We start from the raw sequence: 22,272 nt of genomic DNA on the forward strand, positions 1-22,272 counted from the left end.
TCAGCCCTTCAGCCCGTCGCCGCCGGCAGTGCCTTCGCCCAGCGCGTCATGCTCGTGCGCCAGCACCTGCTCGACCTGCTGCGCCTGCTGCCGCGCGCGGCGGCCACGCTCGGCATAGAACGCATCGGCCTTGCGGTCCAGCAGGTCGTACACCACCGGGATCACCAGCAGCGTCAACAGGGTCGAGACCAGCAGGCCGCCGATCACGGTGATCGCCATCGGCGAGCGCACTTCCGCGCCCTCGCCGAAGGCCAGCGCCAGCGGCAGGAAGCCGAACACCGCGCACAGCGTGGTCATCATGATCGGGCGCAGGCGCGAGCGTGCGCCCTCCACCAGCGCCTGGCGCTTGCCCAGGCCTTCCTCGCGCAGCTGGTTGACCTTGTCGATCAGGATGATGGCGTTCTTCACCACCAGCCCGACCAGCAGGATCAGGCCGATGAACACCACCACCGATACCGGCGAACGCGACAGCAGCAGCGCCGCGACCGCGCCGACCAGCGCCAGCGGGATGGTGAACAGGATGACGAACGGGTGCAGCAGCGACTCGAACTGCGACGCCATCACCAGGTACACCAGGAACACCGCCAGGGCGAAGGCGAACAGCAGCGAGCGGATCGATTCGCCCAGCTCCTGGCCCTGCCCGCCGATGTGCATGCCGACATCGGTGCCCAGCGGGTTGTCGGCCACCATCTTCTGCACTTCGGTGATCGCCGTGCCCAGGTCGATGCCGCGCAGGTTGGCCGAGACGATCGCCACCCGGCGCAGGTCGGCACGGTGGATCTCGCTGGGCCCGGTGGTCGCCACCACGTCGGCCACGGACGACAGCTCAACCGGCTTGCCACCGGTCGGGTGCACGATCAGGCGGCGGATGTCCTCGACCGAGGAACGCTCGGACTCCTGCACGCGCACCAGCACGTCGATCTTGCGGTCGCGGAAGCTGTAGCGGGTGGCGACGTTGCCGCGCACCTTGTTGACCACCGCATCGGCGATCTGGCGCGTGGTCAGGCCCAGCGCCGCGGCGCGGTCCTGGTCGAACACCACCTGGATTTCCGGGAAGCCCTGCTCGACCGTCGACTTGACGTCGGCGTAGTGCGGATTCTGCCGCAGCATGCCGGCCAGGCGGTTGCCGGCCACCCGGATCGCGTCCAGCGTGTTGCCCTCGATCTCGATCTCCAGCGGCGGCGACAGCGCGAACAGCTCCGGGCGCGCGAAATCCACCTGCGCGGCCGGCCATGCCTTCATGGTCTGGCGCAGCTTCTCGGTCAGCTCCGGCTCGCGCGAAGTGTCGCTCATCACCACCGACAGCTTGCCGATGTTCTCGCCGCTCTCGGTCGGGCTGGCGTCAAGCCGAGTGCCGGTGCCGGACACGCCGTACAACAGGCGCACGCCGTCCTCGCCGGCATGCTTGCGCTGCACTTCGCGCACCAGTGCGTCGGTCTGCGCCAGCGGCGTGCCGGGTGGCAGCTTGGCGGTCATCTCGAAGCGGTCCTGCGCCAGCTGCGGGATCAGGTCCACGCCCAGCATCGGCAACGCCGCCAGGGTCAGCGCGAACGCCAGCGCCGCGCCGCCCAGTACCGGCCAGGGCCGCGCCAGCGCCGCGGGCAACAGGCGCAGGTAGGTGCGTTCGGCACGCCCGTACGGCGCCATGGCGATGTCGCTGGCCTTGCGCATGACCGGGCCGACCACCGCGGCGATGCCACGGAAGATCCGCACCACCAGCCATGCCGCGGCGTAGAAGCCATAGCGGACCAGCGCGCCGATGCCGCGGCCGGCGAACGCGGCCGGCTTCTGCCAGCGGCGCTCCGGGCGCCACGGCTGGCGCGGATCCTCGGCAGGGAACTCCAGCGGCGGGCGGCCCTTCAGTGCGCTGAGCATCGGGATCAGCGTCATCGACACCACCAGCGACACCGCGATGGCGATCGACACGGTCAGCGCCTGGTCGCGGAACAGCTGCCCGGCGATGCCCTCGACGAACACCAGCGGCAGGAACACCGCGATCGTGGTCAGGGTCGAGGCGACCACCGCCATGAACACCTCGCGGGTGCCCTTGATCGCGGCCTCGAGGATGCCCATGCCGCGTTCGCGCGCCTTGGCGATCGATTCGAGCACCACGATCGAGTCGTCCACCACCAGGCCGGTGGCCAGCGCCAGGCCGCCGAGCGACATCACGTTCAGGCTCAGGCCGAGCTGGCCCATGAAGAAGAACGTGGCGATGATCGAGATCGGCAGCGACAGCGAGATGACGAACGTGCTCCAGCCATCGCGCAGGAACAGGAAGATGATCAGCACCGACAGCAGGCCGCCGATCACCGCATCGATCTTGACGTCCTTGATCGCATGGCGGATGAAGACCGACTGGTCCTCCACCGTGGTCATCTCGATGTCCTTGGGCATCTGCTTGCGGATCGCCTCGAGCTTCTTTTCCAGCGCATCGGCGGTGGAAACGGTGTTGGCGTCGCCTTCCTTGTAGATGGCCAGCTCGACGGCCTCGTGGCCGCCGGCGCGGATCACCGCCTCGCGCTCCTTGTAGCCCTGGCGCACGTCGGCCACGTCCTTCAGGCGTACCGGCGAGCTGCCGCCGCCACTGCCATCGCTGCGCAGCGCGGCGATCACGTTCGGATCGCGGCTGCCGAGGATGGCGGTCATCAGCTGGCGGTTCTCACCGGCCGAGGAGGCCCCCGAGCCGGCGGCGGTATTGAGCAGCATCTCGCGCATCTGCTCGACCGTGGCGAATTGGTTGACGGTGCGCACCAGGTAGCGCTGCGAGCCCTCTTCCAGGCGGCCGCCGGACAGATTGACGTTCTCCTGCTGCAGGCGCTGGATCACGCTGTCCAGCGACAGCCCCAGCTGCGCCAGCTTGCGCTGGTCGATGTCCACCTGGATCTCGTCCTCCAGGCCACCGCCGACCTTGACCGCGGCCACGCCGCTGACCGGCTCGAGCTTGCGCTTGAGGTCGTCGTCGGCATAACGGCGCAGCTCCATCAACCGGCGCACGGCGTCGGCGTCGCTGCCGCCCTCCTGCTTGGAAGACAGCGCCAGGCGCATGATCGGCTGGGTCGACGGATTGAAGCGCAGCAGCACCGGCGGCTTGGCCTCCAGCGGCAGCTGCAGCGTCTCCATCTTGTCGCGCACGTCCAGCCCGGCCTGCTGCATGTCCGTGCCCCAGGCGAACTCCAGGACCACGTCGCTCTGGCCGGTGCGCGAGATCGACTTGAGCTTGCGCAGCCCCTTGACGATGCCCAGCGCTTCTTCGGCCGGCTGCGAGATCAGCGTCTCCACCTCTGCTGGCGCCGCTCCTTCGTAGTCGGTGCGCACGGTGAGCGTGGGATAGCTCAGGTCGGGCAGCAGCTCGACCTTCAGGCTCGACAGCGAGATCAGGCCGAACAACACCAGGGTCAGCGTCATCATCGCGATGGTGACGCGACGGCGGGTGGCGAACTCGATCAGGTCGAAGCCGCCACCGCCGGGAACCGACGGATCACGCGCACTCATTGCTTGGCCGCCTGTGCGGCCGGCGCCTTGGCGGGAACGGCGGCGGCGACCGCCTTTTCCTTGCCGATCACCTGAACCGCGCTGCCCTCGCGCAGTGCCGCCTTGCCGGCCACGACCACTTCCTCGCCGGGCTGCAGGCCTTCGCGCACTTCGATCCAACCGGCATCGTCGTAGCCCAGCTTGAGCCGGGTGCGCATCGCCTTGCCGTCGCGCACCACGTACACGGCGGGCTCGCCGCCGTCCTCGAGCAGTGCGGTGCGCGGTACCACCAGCGCATCGGCGCGCTGGTCGTAATTGATGCTCAGGCGGCTGAACATGCCCGCCTGCAGGTCACTCTCGCCCGAGAACGAAGCCACCACGCGGAACGTGCCGGTGCCGGTGTCCACCACCGGCGACACGCGGTCCACGACACCCCCGAACCTGCGTCCCGGCAACGCGTCGGCGACCAGTTCAACCGCCTGTCCCGGCTTGAGCTTGGCGATCTCGCGCTCGGGCACGTTGAGCGTGGCTTCCAGCTTGCCGGCATCGACGATGCGGATGATCGGCGAGTTGATCTGCACGAAGTTGCCCGGCTTGATGTCGCGCGAAGCGATCACGCCGGAAATCGGCGCCACCACCGTGGTGTAGGACAGCTCCAGTGCCGTCATGCGGTACTGCGCGCGCGCGTTTTCCAGGTCGAAGCGCAGCTGGTCGACGTCGGCGGCGCTGACCAGCTGCTGCTGGACCAGCTTCTGTGCGCGCTGGTAGCTGTTTTCCAGCTTGCGCATCTGCGCTTCGCTCTGCGCCACGGCCAGGCGCGCGCGGTCCGGATCCAGCCGCACCAGCGGCTGCCCGGCGCTGACGCGCTGGCCTTCCTCGACCATCACCGCCAGCGCCACGCCCGAGGTCTTGGCGACCACCTGCGACTCGGCGCGCGGCTCCAGCGAGGCGGTACCGGTATAGCTGGCGGCGATGGCGCGGCGTGCCACCTTGGCCACTTCGACCGGGACCGCATCGCTGGCCTTCTGCGCTTCCTTGGGCGTGTCCTTGGCGCCCTCGCCATCGGCCTTGCAGCCGCCCAGCAGCAGCACCGTGGTGACGAGGAGAGCGGCGGCGCAGCGTCCGGTGCGGCCGTACGGGGTAAGGAGTGGCGACATCGTGGGGTCCCTGGAGATGCAGTGGCTGGTGTTGTAGCAAAGTATTGCACCACCCCACGACGACACCATGCCCCAAAGGTCATGCATGCATACCGCACCGCAGCATTCATGAATGGTTCCGAACCGGTGAATACGCGGGCTATACTCGGCCCGTTCCGTGTCCCCACGGCGGAACGAACAGACCCGCATACCGGACAAGGAAACCATGCGCTCGCAGCCGTTTGCCGTATGTCTCGCCCTGGCTCTGGCCCTGCCCTTCGGGGCCGCACAAGCCGACCCGCAGCAGTCTGAACCTTCCGCTCCCGCGCCTGCTCCGGCCCCCGCTGCTGCGCCTGCCGCCGCGGCGCCGTCGGCCGTGGGCGATGCCGAAACCGGGCGTACCCTGGCCTACACCTGCCAGGGGTGCCATGGCATCACCGGCTACAAGAACGCCTACCCGAGCTACCGCGTGCCCAAGATCGGCGGGCAGTCGGCGCAGTACCTGACCCAGGCGTTGACCGAATACCGCGAAGGCAAGCGCAAGCATCCGACTATGCAGGCGCAATCGATGAGCTTCAGCACGCAGGAAATCGCTGATCTCGCCGCCTACCTGTCCACTCTCAAGTAAGCACCGCTCATGTCGAAAGCCAAGCACGCTTCGCGTCTCGCCATCGCACTGTTCGCTGCCTGCGCCGTGGCCGCCTGTACCCAGTCGGAGGTGGAGTCCAGTGGCAAGTCCGCCGCCGACCCCGGCCATGCCAGCGGCGAACACGGTTCCAGTTCTTCGGCCGGCCTGCCGCAGGGGCGCATCGCCGCCGGCGAGCAGCTGGCCAACAGCAAGGGCAAGGCCACCGGCCAGAGTTGCATCGACTGCCACGGCGCCGATGGCAACGCCCCGATCGATCCGGGCTATCCGCGGCTCGGCGGCCAGTATGGCGATTATCTCGCCCATGCCCTGCAGGCGTATCGCAGCGGCGACCGCGAGCACATGCTGATGTCGCCGCAGGCGGCCGGCCTGAGCGACCAGGACATCTCCGACCTGGCGGCCTACTTCGGCTCGCGCCCGAGCCAGCTGCGCGATCTGCACGGCCTCAAGTAGCCGCAGCGCGCCGGCCCGTGCGGGTGCCGGCGCCACTGATCCAGGCGGCATGGGCTGGCTGGGCATGAGAACCGCCCAGCCGCGCATGAACCGCCGATGCAGCCCTCCCGTGGACGGCAGCCTTGCCTTCGCCCGGGTTTCCCTGCGGGCGGCACTGGCGGGATCCGCCGGCGTCCATGTACCCGGCACTGCCCGCCACCGATCCGGCATGGGCCGGCCCGGCGGCAGTGACCGGACGCGTCGCGCTGCCCGTCTGCGGCATGCTGCCGATGCCCGTCTGATGCCCATCCGATGCATACCGTGGCGCGCAGCCTGCGGCGCGGCGGGGATCGGCAACGGCCAACGCCCCGCAGCACAGCGGCACAGGCACGCCTTCGCGCGCTCAACGGCTGCCGTTGTCTTCCTGCAGTTCCTGCTTGAACGGCACGTCCGGCGGCGGCCGCGCGCTGGCCGGCTGCTCCTGCATGTTCGGGTTGCTCAGGCCACAGCCGCCGCCGAACTGCAGGATGGACACCACGCAGGAGATGCGGGTGCCGGTCCCCGGGATCGGGATCTCGATGCTCTTGACGCCCTTGCGCACCCACTCGGCCAGCAGCGATTCGTTGGGCACCCAGTACTTGTCGAATGAAGTCGGCGTGTGGTCATAGGGCGGACGCTTGAGCCAGGTGCCGGCACGATCGATCTGCTCGCGGCTCCAGCTGTCCGACCCGCCGCCCGGCGCACCGCGGCCGGCGGGCGCCGCATCCTTTCCGGCATCGCCCGCCAGGCGCACGCTGCCGTCGCTGTTGTACAGGCCGCGGCCAGCGTCGGACGCGGCGCCGCTGCCACCCGATGCCTGCCGCTGCGAAGCCCCCCAGTCGTCCGAACGGACCGGTGCGGCCCAGCCACCGCTGCGGTCCTGCGACCGCGGGCCGGCCCCCGTGCTGGTGCCTGGTTGCGGTGCGCTCTTCGTCCCCTGCCCGCCCGCCGCCGCGCCCTGCGACGCCTGCGCCGCGGCGCCCTGGTTGATCGGCGCCGCCGCACCGGAACCGGCCGCAGGCACGGCAACGGCATCGGCCACACCGGGTATCTGCCGCTCACGCACCGCCAGGTCTGCCGTCGTCACCTGCACGCCGCTGTCGCGCGCCGGCACCGTGGCCATCGTCACCTGCTGCCGCGGCGCGGCTTCGATCTGCCGCTCGCGTACCGCCGGCGCCCCCGTCAGGCGCACTTCGGCCTCGCGCGGGCGCACCTGCGCCATCGCCACCGGCTGCACGGGCCCGGTCTCGACCGGGCGCTCGCGCACCTGCACCTGCGGCATCGCCGGGGCCCGCGTGGCGACATCGGGCACCGGCAACTCCCGCACCTGAGTCGGCCGTTCCAGGAGGGTCTCGACGGTGCGCTCGCGTACCTGCGGCGCCTGCACCCGTAGCGCCGGCGCGGCCACCGTGGCCGGCGGCAACACGAAATCGCCGGTCGGCCGCGGCACCTCGGTGACCTGCAGCGGCTGCGGCGCCTCCGTGGCCGACGCGGGCTGCGGCACGTCCGCCGGCGCTGCGTCCGACGCACTGCCGGCGCTGCTGTCCTGCGCTGCGGATTGCGGCCGTGATCGGGATTGCGGCGACGCGGCAGCGGCTACGGCACTGGCCGCCGCCCCCGGCACCGTGGTGGCCGGCGCGCCTGCGGCCTGCGGCGCGCCGCCGCCCGGGTCCTCCGGCGTGCCGCGGCCCATGTACTCGATCCGGACGCGCTCGCCCGCGTCCGTCCCCGCTTCGGGCACGTTGCTGCGGACCAGCGCCACCCACACCAGCAGCACTGCGAACAGCAGATGCAGGGCCACGCTGCACACGGCGGAAAACCAGCGGAGGCGACGCTGGTCGCCGGCAGGCGGATCGTCGCCTGCCCAGCGCAGCACCTGCAGCAGCGCATGCGGAAACGACGTCGCCCGTCCGCTTCCACGGGAACGCGGACCATTCCATGCAGGCGCCGCGGCGGCCGCATCCGCGCCGGCGAATGCCAGCGCCTTCGCCGGCGACCCACCGCGCAGCCAGGCACTCCAGCTGTATGGGAAACCGGTGCGGCGGTCATGCAGGAGGCTGCCCTTGCGCCGGGCGGCCAGCAGGTCGATCAGGTCGGCAACCGTCGTCACCGGCACGTGCGGAAAGGCTCAGCCCGCGCTGCCGCGCGGAATGTAGGGGGCCTGGCCACTGGCGTGGTCGGTCGCGTCGCGCACCGCGGTGACGCCAGGCACGCGGGCCATCAAGGTCTTCTCGATGCCCTGCTTCAAGGTCACGTCGGCCATGCCGCACCCATGGCAGCCGCCGCCGAAGCGCAGCAGCACCACGCCGTCGGCGGACACTTCTTGCACCGCGACGCGGCCGCCGTGCGAAGCCAGCTGCGGGTTGACCTCGTTCTCGATGACCCAATGCACGCGCTCGACCATCGACGCCGCCTCGCCGGGCGCTTCGCCCTTGATCTTCGGCGCCTTGATGGTCAGCTGCTGGGTACCCGCCGCCTGGGTGACGTAGTCGATCTCGGCGCCGTCCAGCCAGGCCACGCTGGTGGCCGCCACGTAGAGCGTGAAGCCGTCGCAGTCCACCGCCCATTCGTCGCCCAGCAGATCGGCCGGCTCGGCGAACTCAAGGCGCGCGTCGGCGCGTGGCGTCCCCGGTTCGACCGCGCTCAGGCGCACGCCCATGCCGGGCACGGCCTCGCGTTCGATCAACTTGCGGAAATGGCTCTGTGCGGTATCTGAAATCTGGATCATGCGGGGTATTCTAGCCGTGTCTTGGCAACTGCTGATGGGACACTGATTCCACGCGCAGCGCCGTTCAGCCCCTTGTCGATGGAGATTCCCATGGCCGATCTGATTCCACTCGCGCAGGCGCACTGCATTCCGCGCAGGGGCAGCGAGCACCGGCTCGGGGCGGCGCGGCTGGCCGAACTGCTGCCGCAGGTCCCGGGCTGGGAGCTGGCCGAGGACGGCCACGCCCTGGTGCGCACGTTCAGCTTCGACAATTACCACGGCACCATGGCGTTCGTGAATGCCCTGGCGTGGGTCGCGCACCGCGAGGACCACCACCCCGACCTGGGGGTGCACTACGACCGCGCGATCGTCCGCTTTTCCACCCACGACGTGGGCGGGCTGAGCGAGAACGATTTCATCTGTGCCGCCAAGGCATCCGCACTTGTGGAGCAATGACATGAAAGCGCATCTCCTGCTGGGCTCCCTCGCCACCGCCATCGCGCTCAGCGCCTGCGGCCCTTCCGAACCGGCCGCGCCGGTGATCGCCCCCACCGAGGTGGCCGCGGTACAGACGCCACCGCCGGACTACCCGGTCGAACTGGCCTGCAGCGGCGTCGGCGGACAGAGCGTGCTCAAGGTCGTGGTCGGGCCGCAGGGCACCCCGACCGAAGTCACGCTGCTCACCAGCAGCGGCAACAGCCAGCTCGACGATGCGGCGATCCAGCGCGTGCGCGAATGGAAGTTCAAGGCCGCCACCCGCAATGGCCAGGCGGTGCCGACCACCATCCAGGTTCCGGTGAGCTTCAACCCGCCGCAGCCGAAGCCGGACAGCTGCTTCGCCATCGAGGAGCGCATGCGCCGCGGCGGCTGACCGCCCCCGCATCGATGCGGCGCGGCGGCACGGGCACCAGACCCGATGCCGCCCAAGCGGCGTCAGCGCATGCGCGCCGGATCAGCGCAACCGGTCCAGCGCCTCGGCCAGTTCCGGCGCCAGCGGTGCGTTGAGCACATAGGGCACCTTGCCGCCATCGAGCGCAAACTCCAGCGAGGCGGCGTGAAGGAACAGCCGCTTCAGCCCGATCTGCTCGCGAAACCGCTTGTTGACCGCAGGATCGCCGTACTTGTCGTCACCGGCGACCGGATGACCGATGTGCTGGGCATGCACGCGGATCTGGTGGGTACGCCCGGTATCGATCTTCACCTCGCAGTACGAATGACCGCCGCGCCGCTCCAGCACCCTGAAATGGCTCAGTGACGGCTTGCCGGCCGCATTCACCTGCACATGGCGTTCGCCCCCCTGGCGCAGGCCCACGTGCAGCGGCGCATCCACGCTCATCACCCCATCGGGCATGCGCCCGACCAGCAGGGTCAGGTAGCGCTTGCGGATGCCGCCGGGCCCGGTGCCGTCGTGGTCCTCGCGCAGCAGCGCCTGCAGCTCGGACAGCGCCGAGCGCTTCTTGGCCATGACCAGCAGCCCCGAGGTGTCGCGATCCAGACGGTGGACCAGCTCCAGCCCCTGGTTCGGACGCAGGGCGCGCATGGTTTCGATCGCGCCATGGCTGATGCCGCTGCCGCCATGGCTGGCCACCCCGGAAGGCTTGTTGATGACCAGCAGCCGCGCGTCCTCGAACACGATGGCCTGCTCCATGCGCTGCAGGAAGCCGGCCGGCGGTGGCGCCTTGTCTCCGACCTCGGCGAGATTGACCGGCGGCACGCGCACCTCCTCGCCCGCCTCCAGCTTGCGCTCGGCCTTGGCTCGGCCGCCATTGACCCGCACCTGGCCGCTGCGCACCAGTTTGTAGACCAGGCTGCGCGGGGCGCCCTTGAGCTGGCCGAGCAGGAAGTTGTCCAGCCGCTGCCCGGCCCGGTCTTCCGGAACCTTGATCAGGCGCACGCTGGATTTGCCCGCAGGCGGTATGCGGCGGTCTTCGGAGTCAGTCATCTGCCTGTTTATTCTGTTACACTCGGGGAGCGATATAAGGGTTTGATTTCGTTGGAAGTTGATCAGGGCCAGAAGCCCGGCTTCCGACGGGTCCGGCACAGTGCGCGGCCACCGCCCCCGGGGCGGCCATGTTAGCGGCTCGTCGGCGCTCCCGGCCATCGCCGGATGCCAAAAGCATCCGTGCTGGACGAAAAAACATGTCCCGTGCGACGCCCCGGCCACGGCCGGAGCGGCCGCCGGCCCCGAAACACCTGAAACCAAGAACACAAGCGCTCCCGCGGCCTGCCGTGGTGTCGTAGCGCTGGAAACCCAAGCCGCCCCTGCCCGCGCCTGCGCGAGGGGCGGCGACCCGTGTCCAGAGGCGAAACGCCATGGCGTTCCGCGCGGTAGCAGCGCGCGAGGAACGCACAATGAAGCGAATGCTGATCAATGCCACGCAGGCCGAAGAGCTGCGCGTGGCCATCGTGGACGGCCAGACCCTGTACGACATCGACATCGAACAGCCGTCCAAGGAACAGAAGAAGTCCAACATCTACAAGGGCCGCATCACCCGGCTCGAACCCTCCCTCGAAGCGGCTTTCGTCGAATACGGCGGTGACAAGCATGGCTTCCTGCCGCTGAAGGAAATCTCCCGCGATTACTTCCAGGCCGGTGTCGACCACAACAAGGCCGGCATCCGCGAGCTGTTGCGCGAGGGCCAGGAAGTCGTGGTCCAGGTCGACAAGGAGGAGCGCGGCAACAAGGGCGCCGCCCTGACCACGTTCATCTCCCTGGCCGGCCGCTACATGGTGCTGATGCCGAACTCGCCGTCGGCCGGCGGCGTCTCGCGCCGCATCGAGGGCGAGGATCGCGCCGCGCTCAAGGACGCGCTCGACAAGCTGAACATCCCCGACGACATGGGCGTGATCATCCGCACCGCCGGCGTCGGCCGCGATGCCGAGGAACTGCAGTGGGACCTGGACTACCTGCTGCAGGTCTGGCGCTCCATCGCCGAGGCCGCGCTGGCCAAGCCCGCGCCGTTCCTTATCTACCAGGAGTCGCGCCTGATCGTGCGCGCCCTGCGCGACTACCTGCGCGCCGACATCGGCGAGATCCTGGTGGACACCGAGGAGCTGTACGAGACCGCGCGCGAGTTCATGCAGCAGGTGATGCCGCAGACCCTGCGCAAGCTCAAGCACTACAAGGACGACATCCCGCTGTTCAACCGCTTCCAGATCGAATCGCAGATCGAGGCGATCTACGAGCGCAACGTGCGCCTGCCGTCCGGCGGCTCGATCGTGGTCGACCAGACCGAAGCGCTGACCGCCATCGACGTGAACTCGGCCCGCGCCACCAAGGGCAGCGACATCGAGGACACCGCGTTCCAGACCAACCTGGAAGCCGCCGAGGAAGTGGCCCGCCAGCTGCGCCTGCGCGACCTGGGTGGCCTGGTGGTGATCGACTTCATCGACATGTCCTCCAACAAGCACCAGCGCGAAGTCGAGAACCGCCTGCAGAACGCGCTCAAGTACGACCGCGCGCGCGTGCAGCTGGGCCGCATCTCGCGCTTCGGGCTGATGGAAATGAGCCGCCAGCGGCTGCGCCCGAGCCTGGGCGAGTCCAGCCAGATCGTGTGCCCACGCTGCGACGGCCAGGGCCGCATGCGCAGCGTCGAGTCGCTGTCGCTGTCGATCATCCGCGTCGCCGAAGAGCATGCGATGAAGGAAAACACCGGGCAGGTGCTGGTCCAGGCCCCGGTCGAGATCGCCAACTTCCTGCTCAACGAGAAGCGTAGCGCGCTGCGCGAGATCGAGCGCCGCCACGACGCGCCGATCATCATCGTCGCCGACGAGCAGCTGCACACCCCGCATTACGAAGTCACCCGCCTGCGCGAGAACGAGCTGGGCGAGGAGTCGGGCAGGCCGAGCTACCAGCGCGGCACCCCGCGCAAGCTGCCGGTGCACGCCCTGACCAAGGCGCAGCTGAACATCCCGCCGGCCCCGGCGGTGACCCACGTCAAGCACAGCCAGCCGGCCCCGGTACGCGAGGTCCCGGAACCGGCGCCGGTACCGGCCCCGGTCGCCGCACCCGCGCCCGCCGCGCCGGCGAGCGGCGGTGTGATGGGATGGCTCAAGCGGGTCTTCGGTGGCGAGACCGCCCCGGCGGCACCGGCCCAGCCGCAGCCGCGCCAGGACAGCGGCCGCGGCAACCGCAACGACCGCAACGACCGCAACAATCCGCGCCGCGACGGCCGTAATGGCAACAATGGCGCCAACGGCCAGCCGGCACGCAACGGCGGCAATGGCAACGGCAACGGCAACCGTCGCGACGAGCAGCGCCGCGACGAGCGTCGCGATGACCGTCGCCAGGGCGGCGGCGGCAACCCGCAGCAGCAGAATGCCGGCCAGCAGCCCAAGCAGCGCGGCGAACAGCAGGCCCCGCAGGGCAAGCAGCAGCGCAACAACGAACAGCAGCAGCCCAAGCCGCAGAAGCAGCCCAAGCAGCCCAAGCCGCAGCAGGACGCGGACAAGGCCGTGCAGCCGGCCAGCGAAAAGCCGGCACGGCAGCCGCAGGCCGAGGCCCCGCGCCCGGTCGTGGCAGCCGCCCCGGCCATGGCCGCGGCAACCGTGGTCGCCACCGTGGATACGGACGCCACCGAAGCCCCGGCCAAGGTGCAGCTGCCGGTCGTGGAGGACACCGCAGCGGTGACCACCACCGCCGAGCAGGCCATTGTTGCGACCGATGAGACCATCGCTCCGGCCACCGACGATGGCACTGGCGACGGCGCCAGCCGCCGCCGCCGTGGTCGCCGTGGCGGCCGCCGCCGCCGCCGCGGCAATGCCGAAGGCACCGGCAACGCCGATACCGACGTGCTGGGCAACGATGACGACATCGCCGACGAGGGCGAGGACGCCGGCAGCGAGTCCACCGGAACGGACGCCGTACCGGCCGCGGCCCAGCCGGAGTTCGATTTCGACGACGAGCCGGCGATCGCCCATGCGCCCGCACGTGCACCGCGCCCTGCGCGCGCCGAAGCGCCGGTCGCGCCGCAGGCCGAGCCCGCTGCAGCGCCTGCCGCCGCGATCGCGGCGGTGAGCATCGCCGCCGAACCGGAAACCACGGCCATCGCGCAGCCGGAACCCGTGCTGGAGACCGTGGTGGCAACGGCGGAAGCCACGCCCGTCGTCGTACCGGCAGTGGAAGCCGCACCGGTCGCCGCACCGGTGGCGGAAGAAGCCGTGCAGCAGGATGCCCCGGAGCCAGCGGTCGTCGCCGAGCCTGCGGCGCCGGTCGAGGCAGTGGTGGTGGCCGTCGAACCGGTTGCGGTTGCGGTAGAGCCGATGCCGGTCCCGGCTGCCACGCCGGAACCGGCCCTGCCGGAGAACGGACAGCTGTTCGCCGAGGCACCGGTGACGGCGCCGGCAACCGGCGAGCAGCACGCGTCCGGCGACCAGGCGCCGCTGGCCACAGATGTGGAATCCGCAGCTGACACGATCGCCACCGCCGAAGTCGAGGCAGAGGCAGAGGCCGGCGTCAGCGCAGCGAACCCGGACGAGCCGCACCGCAACGCCTGAAGGCAGCGCGTCCCGGAATGAAAAAAGCGGCCCACGGGCCGCTTTTTTCATGTGCCTCCGGCGCCGGCGGAGGCTGTCATATCGCCTTCGATGGATCGCCCACGCCGTACTGGGCAGCCAGGCGCGCCAGTGCGATGTTGTCGTGCACGCCGGTCTTCTGGAACAGGCGCGACTTGTGCGTGTTGATGGTCTTGGCGCTCAGGCTGAGGCGGCGGGCGATCTCCTCCTGGCGGTGCCCCTGCACCAGCAGCAGGGCCACTTCCAGTTCGCGCGGCGAGAGACCATCGAACGGCGATTCGTCGCCGCCTATGTTGGACAGGGCCAGGTTCTGGGCGATGTTGCTGGCCAGATAGCGTCGACCCAGCGCCACGTCATGGATGGCGCGCACCAGTTCGCGGGCGTCACCGCCCTTGCCGACATAACCGGAGGCACCGGCTTCCAGCAGCCGCTTGGGCATCGGCCCGTCTTCCAGTACCGACACGATGATCACGCGGGTGCCGTGGTCGCCCTTGACGATGCGCTCGGTGATCTCCAGCCCGCTCAGCCCCGGCAGGTTCAGGTCGCAGAGCACCACGTCCGGTTTCAGCCGGCGGATCTGCGGCAGGGCCGCTTCGCCGCTGTCCGCGGCGCCAACCACCTCGATACCGGTTTCACCGGCAAGGATCATCTGCAGACCGGTGCGCACCAGCGCGTGGTCGTCAATGAGAAATACCGTTATCGTCACTACCCGCTTCCTCCCCCCGACACCCAGTGACAGTCGCAGCCGGCCATGCAGCTCCGCCATCCGGAGCCGGGCGGTGGATCCGCCATCGCGCAGGCCGCGCCCATTATCAGTCAAGAAGCCGGTCCCGCCCCATGGGGACGGCACACTTGGACAACTCCCCTGTCCACGCATGACCCGGCCGTGATCGGCGCCGGGTGACCGGCCATGACATGCTGTGCGCCGCAGCGTTGTGCGGCCATCAGTGCATCCCTCGCAGGCAATTAGGGTTTCGCCGCAGCCGATGGCGACCAGCGGCGACGGAACAGCAGTACATGCACGCCGGTCACCCACGCCAGCGCAGCGCACCAGCCGCCCAGGATATCGGAGGGGTAATGCACGCCCAGATGGACGCGCGACAACCCGACGCAGAACACGAAGATGCCGCCGGTGATCGCCACCGGCCAGCGCCAGCGCGTGTTCCATGCCAGGAACAGCGCGGTGGCGGCCAGCGTCATCGACCCCATCGCGTGCCCGCTGGGAAAACTGAAGGTGCTTTCCGGCGCGATCGATTCCCACAGGCCCGGGCGCTCGCGCTGGAACAACTGCTTGCTGCCGATGTTCAACAGCGCCGAGCCGGCGAAGGCGGTGGCGGCGAACAGCGTGTTGCGCCAGCGCCGCCGGAATGCGAGCACGGCCACCAGCAGCAGGTCCAGCGGAATCACGCCCCACTGGTAGCCCAGCCGCGACATCAGCAGGAAGAACGCATCCAGCGCGGGTGAGGCAAGCCCATGCATGCGCCACAGCAGCGCCTGGTCGAAGTACAGCGACTCGGCCTCGTGGATTTCCTCGGCCAGGGCCACGAACCCGGCCAGCGGCAGCAGCAGGCAGACGAACAGCACGAGCAGACGCCAGGCGTTGTGCGCGAGCCAGTCGCGCACGCCGGCGGCTTCGCGGCGGGATTCAGCCTGCGTCGCGCGCATAGCGGTTCTCGACATACTCGTCGATCAGCGCCACGAACTCCTGCGCGATGTTCTCGCCCCGCAGCGTCACCTTCTTCTCGCCGTCGACGAACACCGGCGCGGCCGGCGCCTCGCCGGTGCCCGGCAGCGAGATGCCGATGTTGGCATGGCGCGACTCGCCCGGGCCGTTGACGATGCAGCCCATGACCGCCAGGGTCATGTTCTCCGCGCCCGGGTGGCTGACGCGCCACACCGGCATCTTCTCGCGCACGTGGTTCTGCACCACCTTGGCCAGCTCCTGGAAGAACTCGGAGGTGGTGCGGCCGCAGCCCGGGCAGGCCGTGACCATGGGCGTGAACGCACGCTGCCCGGTGGTCTGCAGCAGTTCCTGGGCGACGATGACTTCCTGCGTGCGCGGCTGCCCCGGCTCGGGCGTGAGCGAGATGCGAATGGTGTCGCCGATGCCTTCCTGCAGCAGCACCGCCAGCGCCGCCGACGAGGCGACGATGCCCTTGCTGCCGATGCCGGCCTCGGTCAGCCCCAGGTGCAGGGCGAAATCGGAACGGTTGGCCAGGTCGCGGTACACCGCGATCAGCTCCTGCACGCCGCTGACCTTGGCCGACAGCACGATGCGCTCGCGCGGCAGGCCCAGTTCCACCGCGGTCTGCGCCGAATCCAGCGCCGAGCGGATCAGTGCCTCGCGCAGCACCCGGCCGGCGTCCCACGGCTGTTCGCGCTGGCTGTTCTCGTCCATCAGCCGGGCCGCCAGGCTCTGGTCCAGTGAGCCCCAGTTGGCGCCGATGCGCACCGGCTTGTCGTAGCGGACGGCGAACTCGATCAGCTGCGCGAACTGGGTGTCCTTCTTCTTGCCGAAGCCCACGTTGCCCGGGTTGATGCGGTACTTGGCCAGCGCCTCGGCGCAGGCCGGCTCCTGTGCCAGCAGCTGGTGGCCGTTGTAATGGAAGTCGCCGATCAGCGGCACGTCGATGCCCATCATCCGCAGCTTGTCGACGATGCGCGGAATGGCCGCCGCCGATTCGGCGTTGTTGACGGTCAGCCGCACCATTTCCGAACCGGCGCGCCACAGCTCGGCCACCTGGCGGACGCTGGCGGCGACATCGGCGGTGTCGGTATTGGTCATCGACTGGACGACCACCGGGTGGCCGCCACCGACCTTCACTCCGCCGATATCGACGGCATGGGTGATGCGGCGGGGCCAGGCGGTGGCGTCGGCGGGAGGAGTCGGGCGGGTGACGGCGTCGTGCATGGCGCGCATTTTAGCGCGCCGGCCGCCGTCCCGGGATGAACCACGGCGAGCGCCGGCGGGCCGGGACGCATTACGATGCACGCATGGATTCCCCGGATACCTCGTTCCTCCGCACCCTGTGCAGCCTGCGCTGGCTGGCCACCGCCGGCCAGGCCAGCGCGATCCTGGTCGCCACCGGGCTGCTGGGGCTCGACCTGCCGCAGCTGCCGCTGTGGAGCGGCGTGTGCGTGCTGGCGCTGTTCAACCTCTACGTGCAGCTGCGCGTGCACGACAGCGACCCTGCCCCGGTCACCGCCTTCGGCCACATCCTGGTGGACGTCACCGTGCTGACCTGGATGGTCGGCTGGAGCGGCGGCATCGCCAATCCGTTCGGCTCGCTGTTCCTGATCCTGATCGCGCTGGCCGCGCTGGCCCTGCCCCTGCGCTGGACCCATGCGGTGGCCGCGGCCTGCGTGGCCGGCTATGCGGTAAGCGCGATCTTCGGGCTGCCGCTGCACGGCGGCTACTTCGATTCGATGAGCCTGCACCTGTGGGGCGCGGCAGCCAACTTCCTGCTCTCCAGCGTGGTCGTGCTGGTGTTTTCCACGCGGCTGGCCGCGGCGCTGCGCGAGCGCGAGAACCAGCTGGCGCTGCTGCGCGAGCGCTTCGTGCGCAACGAGGGCATCGTCGCCCTGGCCACCCACGCGGCCTCGGTGGCGCATGAACTGAACACGCCGCTGGCGACCATGACCCTGCTGGCCGACGACATCGCCGAGCAGTACGCCGACGACCCGGCGATGCTGGAGGACATGGACACCCTGCGCGGCCTGCTGGTGCAATGCCGCGAGCGGGTCCTGGCGCTGGCGGCGCCGGCGGAAGGCGCGCGCAGCCGCGCCCGCGTGTCGATCGGCAACGTGCTCGAGCAATGGCGCCTGGTGCGCCCGACCGTGCACCTGCGGCGCAATGCCGACGCACCGCTGCAGCTGGCGCTGGACCCGGGCGTCGGCCACCTGCTGCAGGTACTGTTGAACAACGCCGCCGACGCCGGCGAACAGACCGGCCATGGCCAGGTGGACCTGGACATCCGCATCCGCGACGACCACCTGTACGGCGAAGTCCGCGACTATGGCCCCGGCTTCAAGGCCAACGACGCCGCCCACGCGGCGCTGCCGGGTACCCTGTTCAACAGCGGCAAGAGCGGCGGCATGGGCGTGGGCCTGGCGCTGTCGCACGCCACGATAGAACGCCTGCACGGGGAACTGTGGATGCGCCCGGCCGAAGGCCGCGGTACCCGCGTCGGTTTCCGCCTGCCCCTTGTCACTATGGAAGCGAATCCATGACCTCCTCTTCCCACGGCCTGCTGGTCGACGACGACCCGCTGTACGTGCGCACCCTGCAGCGCAGCCTCGCCCGCCGCGAGATCGAGACCGTCACCGCCCACGACATCGCCAGCGCGCTGGAGCAGGCCACGCGGTCGCCGCCGGCGTTCGCGCTGATCGACCTCAAGCTCGGCGGCGAATCCGGACTGGCGCTGATCCAGCCGCTGCGCACGCTGCGCGCGGACATGCGCATCCTGCTGGTCACCGGCTACGCCTCCATCGCCACCGCGGTGGAAGCGATCAAGCTTGGCGCCGACGATTACCTGCCCAAGCCGGCGACGGTGCCGATGATCCTGCGCGCGCTCGGCGAGGCCGACGAGAACGGCGAGGAGCACGAGGACATCGAGCCCCCCGACGCGATGACGCCGATCAGCCGCCTGCAGTGGGAACACATCCAGCAGGCGCTGCACGAAACCGGCGGCAACGTCTCGGCCGCCGCACGCCTGCTCGGCATGCACCGCCGCTCGCTGCAGCGCAAGCTGCTCAAGCGGCCGAGCCCGGAGCGCGACCCGCACCGTTGACGCTGCGCACCGCCGCCCCGGAAACGGCGCGCCTCACCCGCGCTGGATGGACACCCCGCCATCGACCCGCATCGCGGTGCCGGTGACGAACGAGGATGCCGGCGAGACCAGGAACAGCGCCGCGGCCGCGATTTCCTCCGGCTGCGCCAGCCGCCGCAGCGCATGCAGTCGCGCCACCGCGCCCAGCGCCGCCTCGTCGGGGTTCATCTCGCGGGCCATCGGCGTGTCGGTCCCCCCGGGCAGCAGCGCGTTGACGCGCACCCCGGACGGCCCGAGCTCGGCGGCCAGCGACTGCACCAGGCCGATGACCCCGGCCTTGCTGGCCGCATATGCGGCCGTGCATGGAAAACCGGCGGTGTGGCCGACGAAGGTCGAGGTGAACACCAGGCTGCTGCCGCTGCCGGCGCGCAGCAGCGCCGGGATCTGGTACTTGGCGCCGAGGAAGGCAGCGGTCAGGTTGACCTCCAGCGCGTGGCGCCAGTCGGCCAGCGCGACCTCGGGCGTGGGCTGCAGCGGCCCCAGTACGCCGGCGTTGTTGAACGCCGCATGCAGCGGGCCGAAGGTGTCCTCGGCATGGCGCACCAGCTCCTGCGCATAGGCTTCTTCGCGCACGTCGCCGGCCAGCCAGGTAGCGGCCCCGCCCCCGGCCTGGATGCGCGCGACCAGCGCCTCCAGCTCGGCGCCGCGGCGTGCGCCCAGCACCACCCGTGCGCCTTCGGCGGCGAACAGCAGCGCGGCGGCGCGGCCGATGCCGGAACTGGCGCCGGTGATCAATACGGTCTTGTCGTGCAATGCCTTCATGTCCTGCTCCCGATGGATGGAGCGCGCAGGATGAAGGCGCGCGGCGCATGGCGCTCGCCGCTATCGGACATGGCATTGGCGCACGCATGAAAACGGAAAGCCCGGCATGTGCCGGGCTTTCCGCGTGCTGCATTCGTCGTGGCTTACGCCGCGACGGTGTCGGCCACGTCCTTGTAGTCCGCGATCTGGTCGAAGTTCATGTAGCGGTAGATCTGCGCGCCGTTGGCGTTGATCACGCCGATGTCGGCCATGTACTCCTCCTTGGTCGGGATCCGGCCCAGGCGCGAGCAGATCGCCGCCAGTTCCGCCGAGCCCAGGTACACGTTGGTGTTGCGGCCCAGGCGGTTGGGGAAGTTGCGGGTCGAGGTCGACATCGCGGTGGAGCCTTCGCGGATCTGCGCCTGGTTGCCCATGCACAGCGAGCAGCCCGGCATTTCCATGCGCGCGCCGGCGCTGCCGAAGGTGCCGTACACGCCTTCCTTGGTCAGCTCGGAGGCATCCATCTTGGTCGGCGGGGCCACCCACAGGCGGGTCGGGATGTCACGCTTGCCTTCCAGCAGCTTGGCGGCCGCGCGGAAGTGGCCGATGTTGGTCATGCACGAGCCGATGAACACCTCGTCGATCTTGGCGCCGGCCACCTCGGACAGGGTCTTGACGTCGTCCGGGTCGTTCGGGCACGCCACGATCGGCTCGTGGATGTCGGCCAGGTCGATCTCGATGACCGCGGCGTACTCGGCGTCGGCATCGGGCTCGAGCAGCTGCGGGTCGGCCAGCCACGCTTCCATCTTCTCGACGCGGCGCGCCAGCGAGCGGGCATCCTGGTAGCCCTCGGCGATCATCCACTTCAGCAGCGTGATGTTGCTGTTGAGGTACTCGATGATCGGTGCCTTGTTCAGGCGCACGCTGCAACCGGCGGCGGAACGCTCAGCCGAGGCGTCGGACAGCTCGAACGCCTGCTCCACCTTGAGGTCCGGCAGGCCCTCGATCTCCAGGATGCGGCCGGAGAAGATGTTCTTCTTGCCGGCCTTGGCCACGGTCAGCAGGCCCTGCTTGATGGCGTACAGCGGAATCGCGTTGACCAGGTCACGCAGGGTCACGCCCGGCTGCATCTGGCCCTTGAAGCGCACCAGCACCGACTCGGGCATGTCCAGCGGCATGACGCCGGTGGCGGCGGCGAAGGCGACCAGGCCCGAACCGGCCGGGAACGAGATGCCCACCGGGAAACGGGTATGCGAGTCGCCACCGGTGCCGACGGTGTCGGGCAGCAGCATGCGGTTGAGCCAGCTGTGGATCACGCCGTCGCCCGGACGCAGCGACACGCCGCCGCGGGTGGAGATGAACTCCGGCAGGGTGTGGTGGGTCTTCACGTCCACCGGCTTCGGATAGGCGGCGGTGTGGCAGAACGACTGCATCACCAGGTCGGCCGAGAAGCCCAGGCAGGCCAGGTCCTTGAGCTCGTCGCGGGTCATCGGCCCGGTGGTGTCCTGCGAGCCCACCGAGGTCATCTTCGGTTCGCAGTAGGTGCCCGGGCGCATGCCCTTGCCTTCCGGCAGGCCACAGGCGCGGCCGACCATCTTCTGCGCCAGCGAGTAGCCCTTGCCGGTATCGGCCGGCTGCACCGGCAGGCGGAACAGGTCGGTGGCCGGCAGGCCCAGCGCCTCACGCGCCTTGGCGGTCAGGCCACGGCCGATGATCAGCGGAATGCGGCCACCGGCGCGCACTTCGTCGAACAGCACTTCGGACTTCACTTCGAACTCGGCGATCACTTCGCCGTTCTTCAGCGCCTTGCCGTCGTACGGACGCAGTTCGACGACGTCGCCATGCTCCATCTTCGACACGTCCAGCTCGATCGGCAGCGCACCGGCGTCTTCCATGGTGTTGTAGAAGATCGGCGCGATCTTGCCGCCCAGGCACACGCCGCCGGCGCGCTTGTTGGGAATGTACGGGATGTCGTCGCCGGTCCACCACAGCACGCTGTTGGTGGCCGACTTGCGCGAGGAACCGGTGCCGACCACGTCGCCGACGTAGGCGACCAGGTGGCCCTTGTCCTTGAGCGACAGGATCTGCTGGATCGGGCCGCGCTTGCCGTCTTCCTCCGGGGTGAACGGCGCGTCGTCGCGCTTGTTCTTCAGCATCGCCAGGGCGTGCATCGGGATGTCCGGGCGGGTGGTCGCGTCGGGCGCCGGCGACAGGTCGTCGGTGTTGGTCTCGCCCGGCACCTTGAACACGGTGATGGTCAGGCTCTGCGGCACTTCCGGCTTGCTGGTGAACCACTCGGCGTCGGCCCAGCTCTGCAGCACGGACTGCGCGTTGGCGTTGCCGGCCTTGGCCTTTTCCTGCACGTCGTGGAACGCATCGAACACCAGCAGGGTGTGTTTCAGCGCGCCGGCGGCGATGGCGCCGACCTGGGCGTCGTCCAGCAGCTGGATCAGCGGCGCGACGTTGTAGCCGCCGAGCATGGTGCCCAGCAGCTCGGTGGCGCGCTCGCGGCTGATCAGGGCACTTTTCTCGGTGCCGAAGGCAATGGCGGCCAGGTAGGACGCCTTGACCTTGGCCGCATCGTCCACGCCGGCCGGCACGCGGTGGGTGATCAGGTCGAGCAGGAACTCGGCCTCGCCCGCCGGCGGGTTCTTCAGCAGTTCGATGACGTCGGCCGTCTGCTGTGCGCTCAGCGGCAGCGGCGGGATGCCAAGCGCGGCGCGCTCGGCTACGTGGTGGCGGTAGGCTTCCAACATG

General features: G+C 69.7%; 17 protein-coding genes. 7 read left to right on the forward strand and 10 right to left on the reverse strand.

What is annotated here, in order from left to right:
- Positions 1-3,492 (reverse strand): efflux RND transporter permease subunit, encoded by a 3,492-nt coding sequence (locus tag F0P95_RS13015; protein WP_182334584.1) that lies wholly within the window; start codon positions 3,490-3,492, stop codon positions 1-3.
- Positions 3,489-4,628, reverse strand: coding sequence for an efflux RND transporter periplasmic adaptor subunit (locus F0P95_RS13020; protein ID WP_182334585.1), 1,140 nt, complete (start codon positions 4,626-4,628; stop codon positions 3,489-3,491). Before F0P95_RS13020 ends, F0P95_RS13015 begins: the two co-directional genes overlap by 4 nt.
- A gap of 205 nt (positions 4,629-4,833) precedes the next feature.
- On the opposite strand from F0P95_RS13020, the gene F0P95_RS13025 reads away from it, so the two are divergent.
- Positions 4,834-5,235, forward strand: a complete 402-nt coding sequence (locus tag F0P95_RS13025; RefSeq protein ID WP_182334586.1) for a c-type cytochrome — start codon at positions 4,834-4,836, stop codon at positions 5,233-5,235.
- Positions 5,236-5,244: 9 nt separating this feature from the next.
- On the forward strand, positions 5,245-5,706 hold the full coding sequence (locus F0P95_RS13030; protein ID WP_054666321.1) for a c-type cytochrome: 462 nt from the start codon (positions 5,245-5,247) through the stop codon (positions 5,704-5,706).
- Positions 5,707-6,088: 382 nt separating this feature from the next.
- Here the strand turns inward: F0P95_RS13030 and F0P95_RS13035 are convergent, their stop codons facing one another.
- Entirely contained in the window at positions 6,089-7,834 is a 1,746-nt protein-coding gene (locus F0P95_RS13035) for a hypothetical protein (protein WP_182334587.1), read from the reverse strand.
- An 18-nt stretch (positions 7,835-7,852) separates the two neighbouring features.
- A complete protein-coding gene (locus tag F0P95_RS13040) occupies positions 7,853-8,452 on the reverse strand; it encodes an NfuA family Fe-S biogenesis protein (protein ID WP_054666326.1) in 600 nt (199 codons plus the stop codon).
- A gap of 90 nt (positions 8,453-8,542) precedes the next feature.
- On the opposite strand from F0P95_RS13040, the gene F0P95_RS13045 reads away from it, so the two are divergent.
- Both F0P95_RS13045 and F0P95_RS13050 read left to right on the forward strand, forming a co-directional pair.
- Positions 8,543-8,887 (forward strand): 4a-hydroxytetrahydrobiopterin dehydratase, encoded by a 345-nt coding sequence (locus tag F0P95_RS13045; protein ID WP_054668699.1) that lies wholly within the window; start codon positions 8,543-8,545, stop codon positions 8,885-8,887.
- Between the two features lies 1 nt (position 8,888).
- Positions 8,889-9,302 (forward strand): energy transducer TonB, encoded by a 414-nt coding sequence (locus tag F0P95_RS13050; protein ID WP_056931738.1) that lies wholly within the window; start codon positions 8,889-8,891, stop codon positions 9,300-9,302.
- Positions 9,303-9,383: 81 nt separating this feature from the next.
- Here F0P95_RS13050 and F0P95_RS13055 read toward each other — a convergent pair whose 3' ends face one another.
- Positions 9,384-10,373: an RluA family pseudouridine synthase gene (locus F0P95_RS13055; protein WP_182334588.1), complete on the reverse strand. Its 990-nt coding sequence runs from the start codon at positions 10,371-10,373 to the stop codon at positions 9,384-9,386.
- Between the two features lie 410 nt (positions 10,374-10,783).
- On the opposite strand from F0P95_RS13055, the gene F0P95_RS13060 reads away from it, so the two are divergent.
- Complete coding sequence (locus F0P95_RS13060; RefSeq protein WP_182334589.1) at positions 10,784-13,927, forward strand: Rne/Rng family ribonuclease; 3,144 nt, start codon at positions 10,784-10,786, stop codon at positions 13,925-13,927.
- A gap of 76 nt (positions 13,928-14,003) precedes the next feature.
- Here F0P95_RS13060 and F0P95_RS13065 read toward each other — a convergent pair whose 3' ends face one another.
- The 3 genes from F0P95_RS13065 to ispG all read right to left on the reverse strand — a co-directional run bounded on the left by F0P95_RS13065 (position 14,004) and on the right by ispG (position 16,856).
- Positions 14,004-14,651 carry a response regulator gene (locus F0P95_RS13065; protein WP_182334590.1) on the reverse strand — a complete coding sequence of 216 codons (648 nt, stop codon included), beginning with the start codon at positions 14,649-14,651 and terminating at the stop codon, positions 14,004-14,006.
- Between the two features lie 260 nt (positions 14,652-14,911).
- Entirely contained in the window at positions 14,912-15,625 is a 714-nt protein-coding gene (locus tag F0P95_RS13070) for a phosphatase PAP2 family protein (RefSeq protein ID WP_413974949.1), read from the reverse strand.
- Positions 15,591-16,856, reverse strand: a complete 1,266-nt coding sequence (gene ispG, locus F0P95_RS13075; RefSeq protein ID WP_182334592.1) for a flavodoxin-dependent (E)-4-hydroxy-3-methylbut-2-enyl-diphosphate synthase — start codon at positions 16,854-16,856, stop codon at positions 15,591-15,593. Before ispG ends, F0P95_RS13070 begins: the two co-directional genes overlap by 35 nt.
- A gap of 83 nt (positions 16,857-16,939) precedes the next feature.
- Here ispG and F0P95_RS13080 point away from each other — a divergent pair, with 83 nt between their 5' ends.
- Positions 16,940-18,175 (forward strand): ATP-binding protein, encoded by a 1,236-nt coding sequence (locus F0P95_RS13080; protein WP_182334593.1) that lies wholly within the window; start codon positions 16,940-16,942, stop codon positions 18,173-18,175.
- Positions 18,172-18,735: a response regulator transcription factor gene (locus tag F0P95_RS13085; RefSeq protein ID WP_054666338.1), complete on the forward strand. Its 564-nt coding sequence runs from the start codon at positions 18,172-18,174 to the stop codon at positions 18,733-18,735. The genes F0P95_RS13080 and F0P95_RS13085 overlap by 4 nt, the downstream gene beginning before the upstream one ends.
- Positions 18,736-18,768: 33 nt before the next feature.
- Here F0P95_RS13085 and F0P95_RS13090 read toward each other — a convergent pair whose 3' ends face one another.
- Both F0P95_RS13090 and acnB read right to left on the reverse strand, forming a co-directional pair.
- Positions 18,769-19,536: an SDR family oxidoreductase gene (locus F0P95_RS13090; protein ID WP_182334594.1), complete on the reverse strand. Its 768-nt coding sequence runs from the start codon at positions 19,534-19,536 to the stop codon at positions 18,769-18,771.
- A 143-nt stretch (positions 19,537-19,679) separates the two neighbouring features.
- The gene (gene acnB, locus F0P95_RS13095) at positions 19,680-22,271 is read right to left on the reverse strand and encodes a bifunctional aconitate hydratase 2/2-methylisocitrate dehydratase (protein WP_182334595.1); all 2,592 of its coding nucleotides are present in this window, start codon (positions 22,269-22,271) and stop codon (positions 19,680-19,682) included.
- Position 22,272 lies beyond the last annotated feature (1 nt).

It is taken from the genome of Stenotrophomonas acidaminiphila (genome assembly GCF_014109845.1).
Lineage (GTDB): Bacteria > Pseudomonadota > Gammaproteobacteria > Xanthomonadales > Xanthomonadaceae > Stenotrophomonas > Stenotrophomonas acidaminiphila.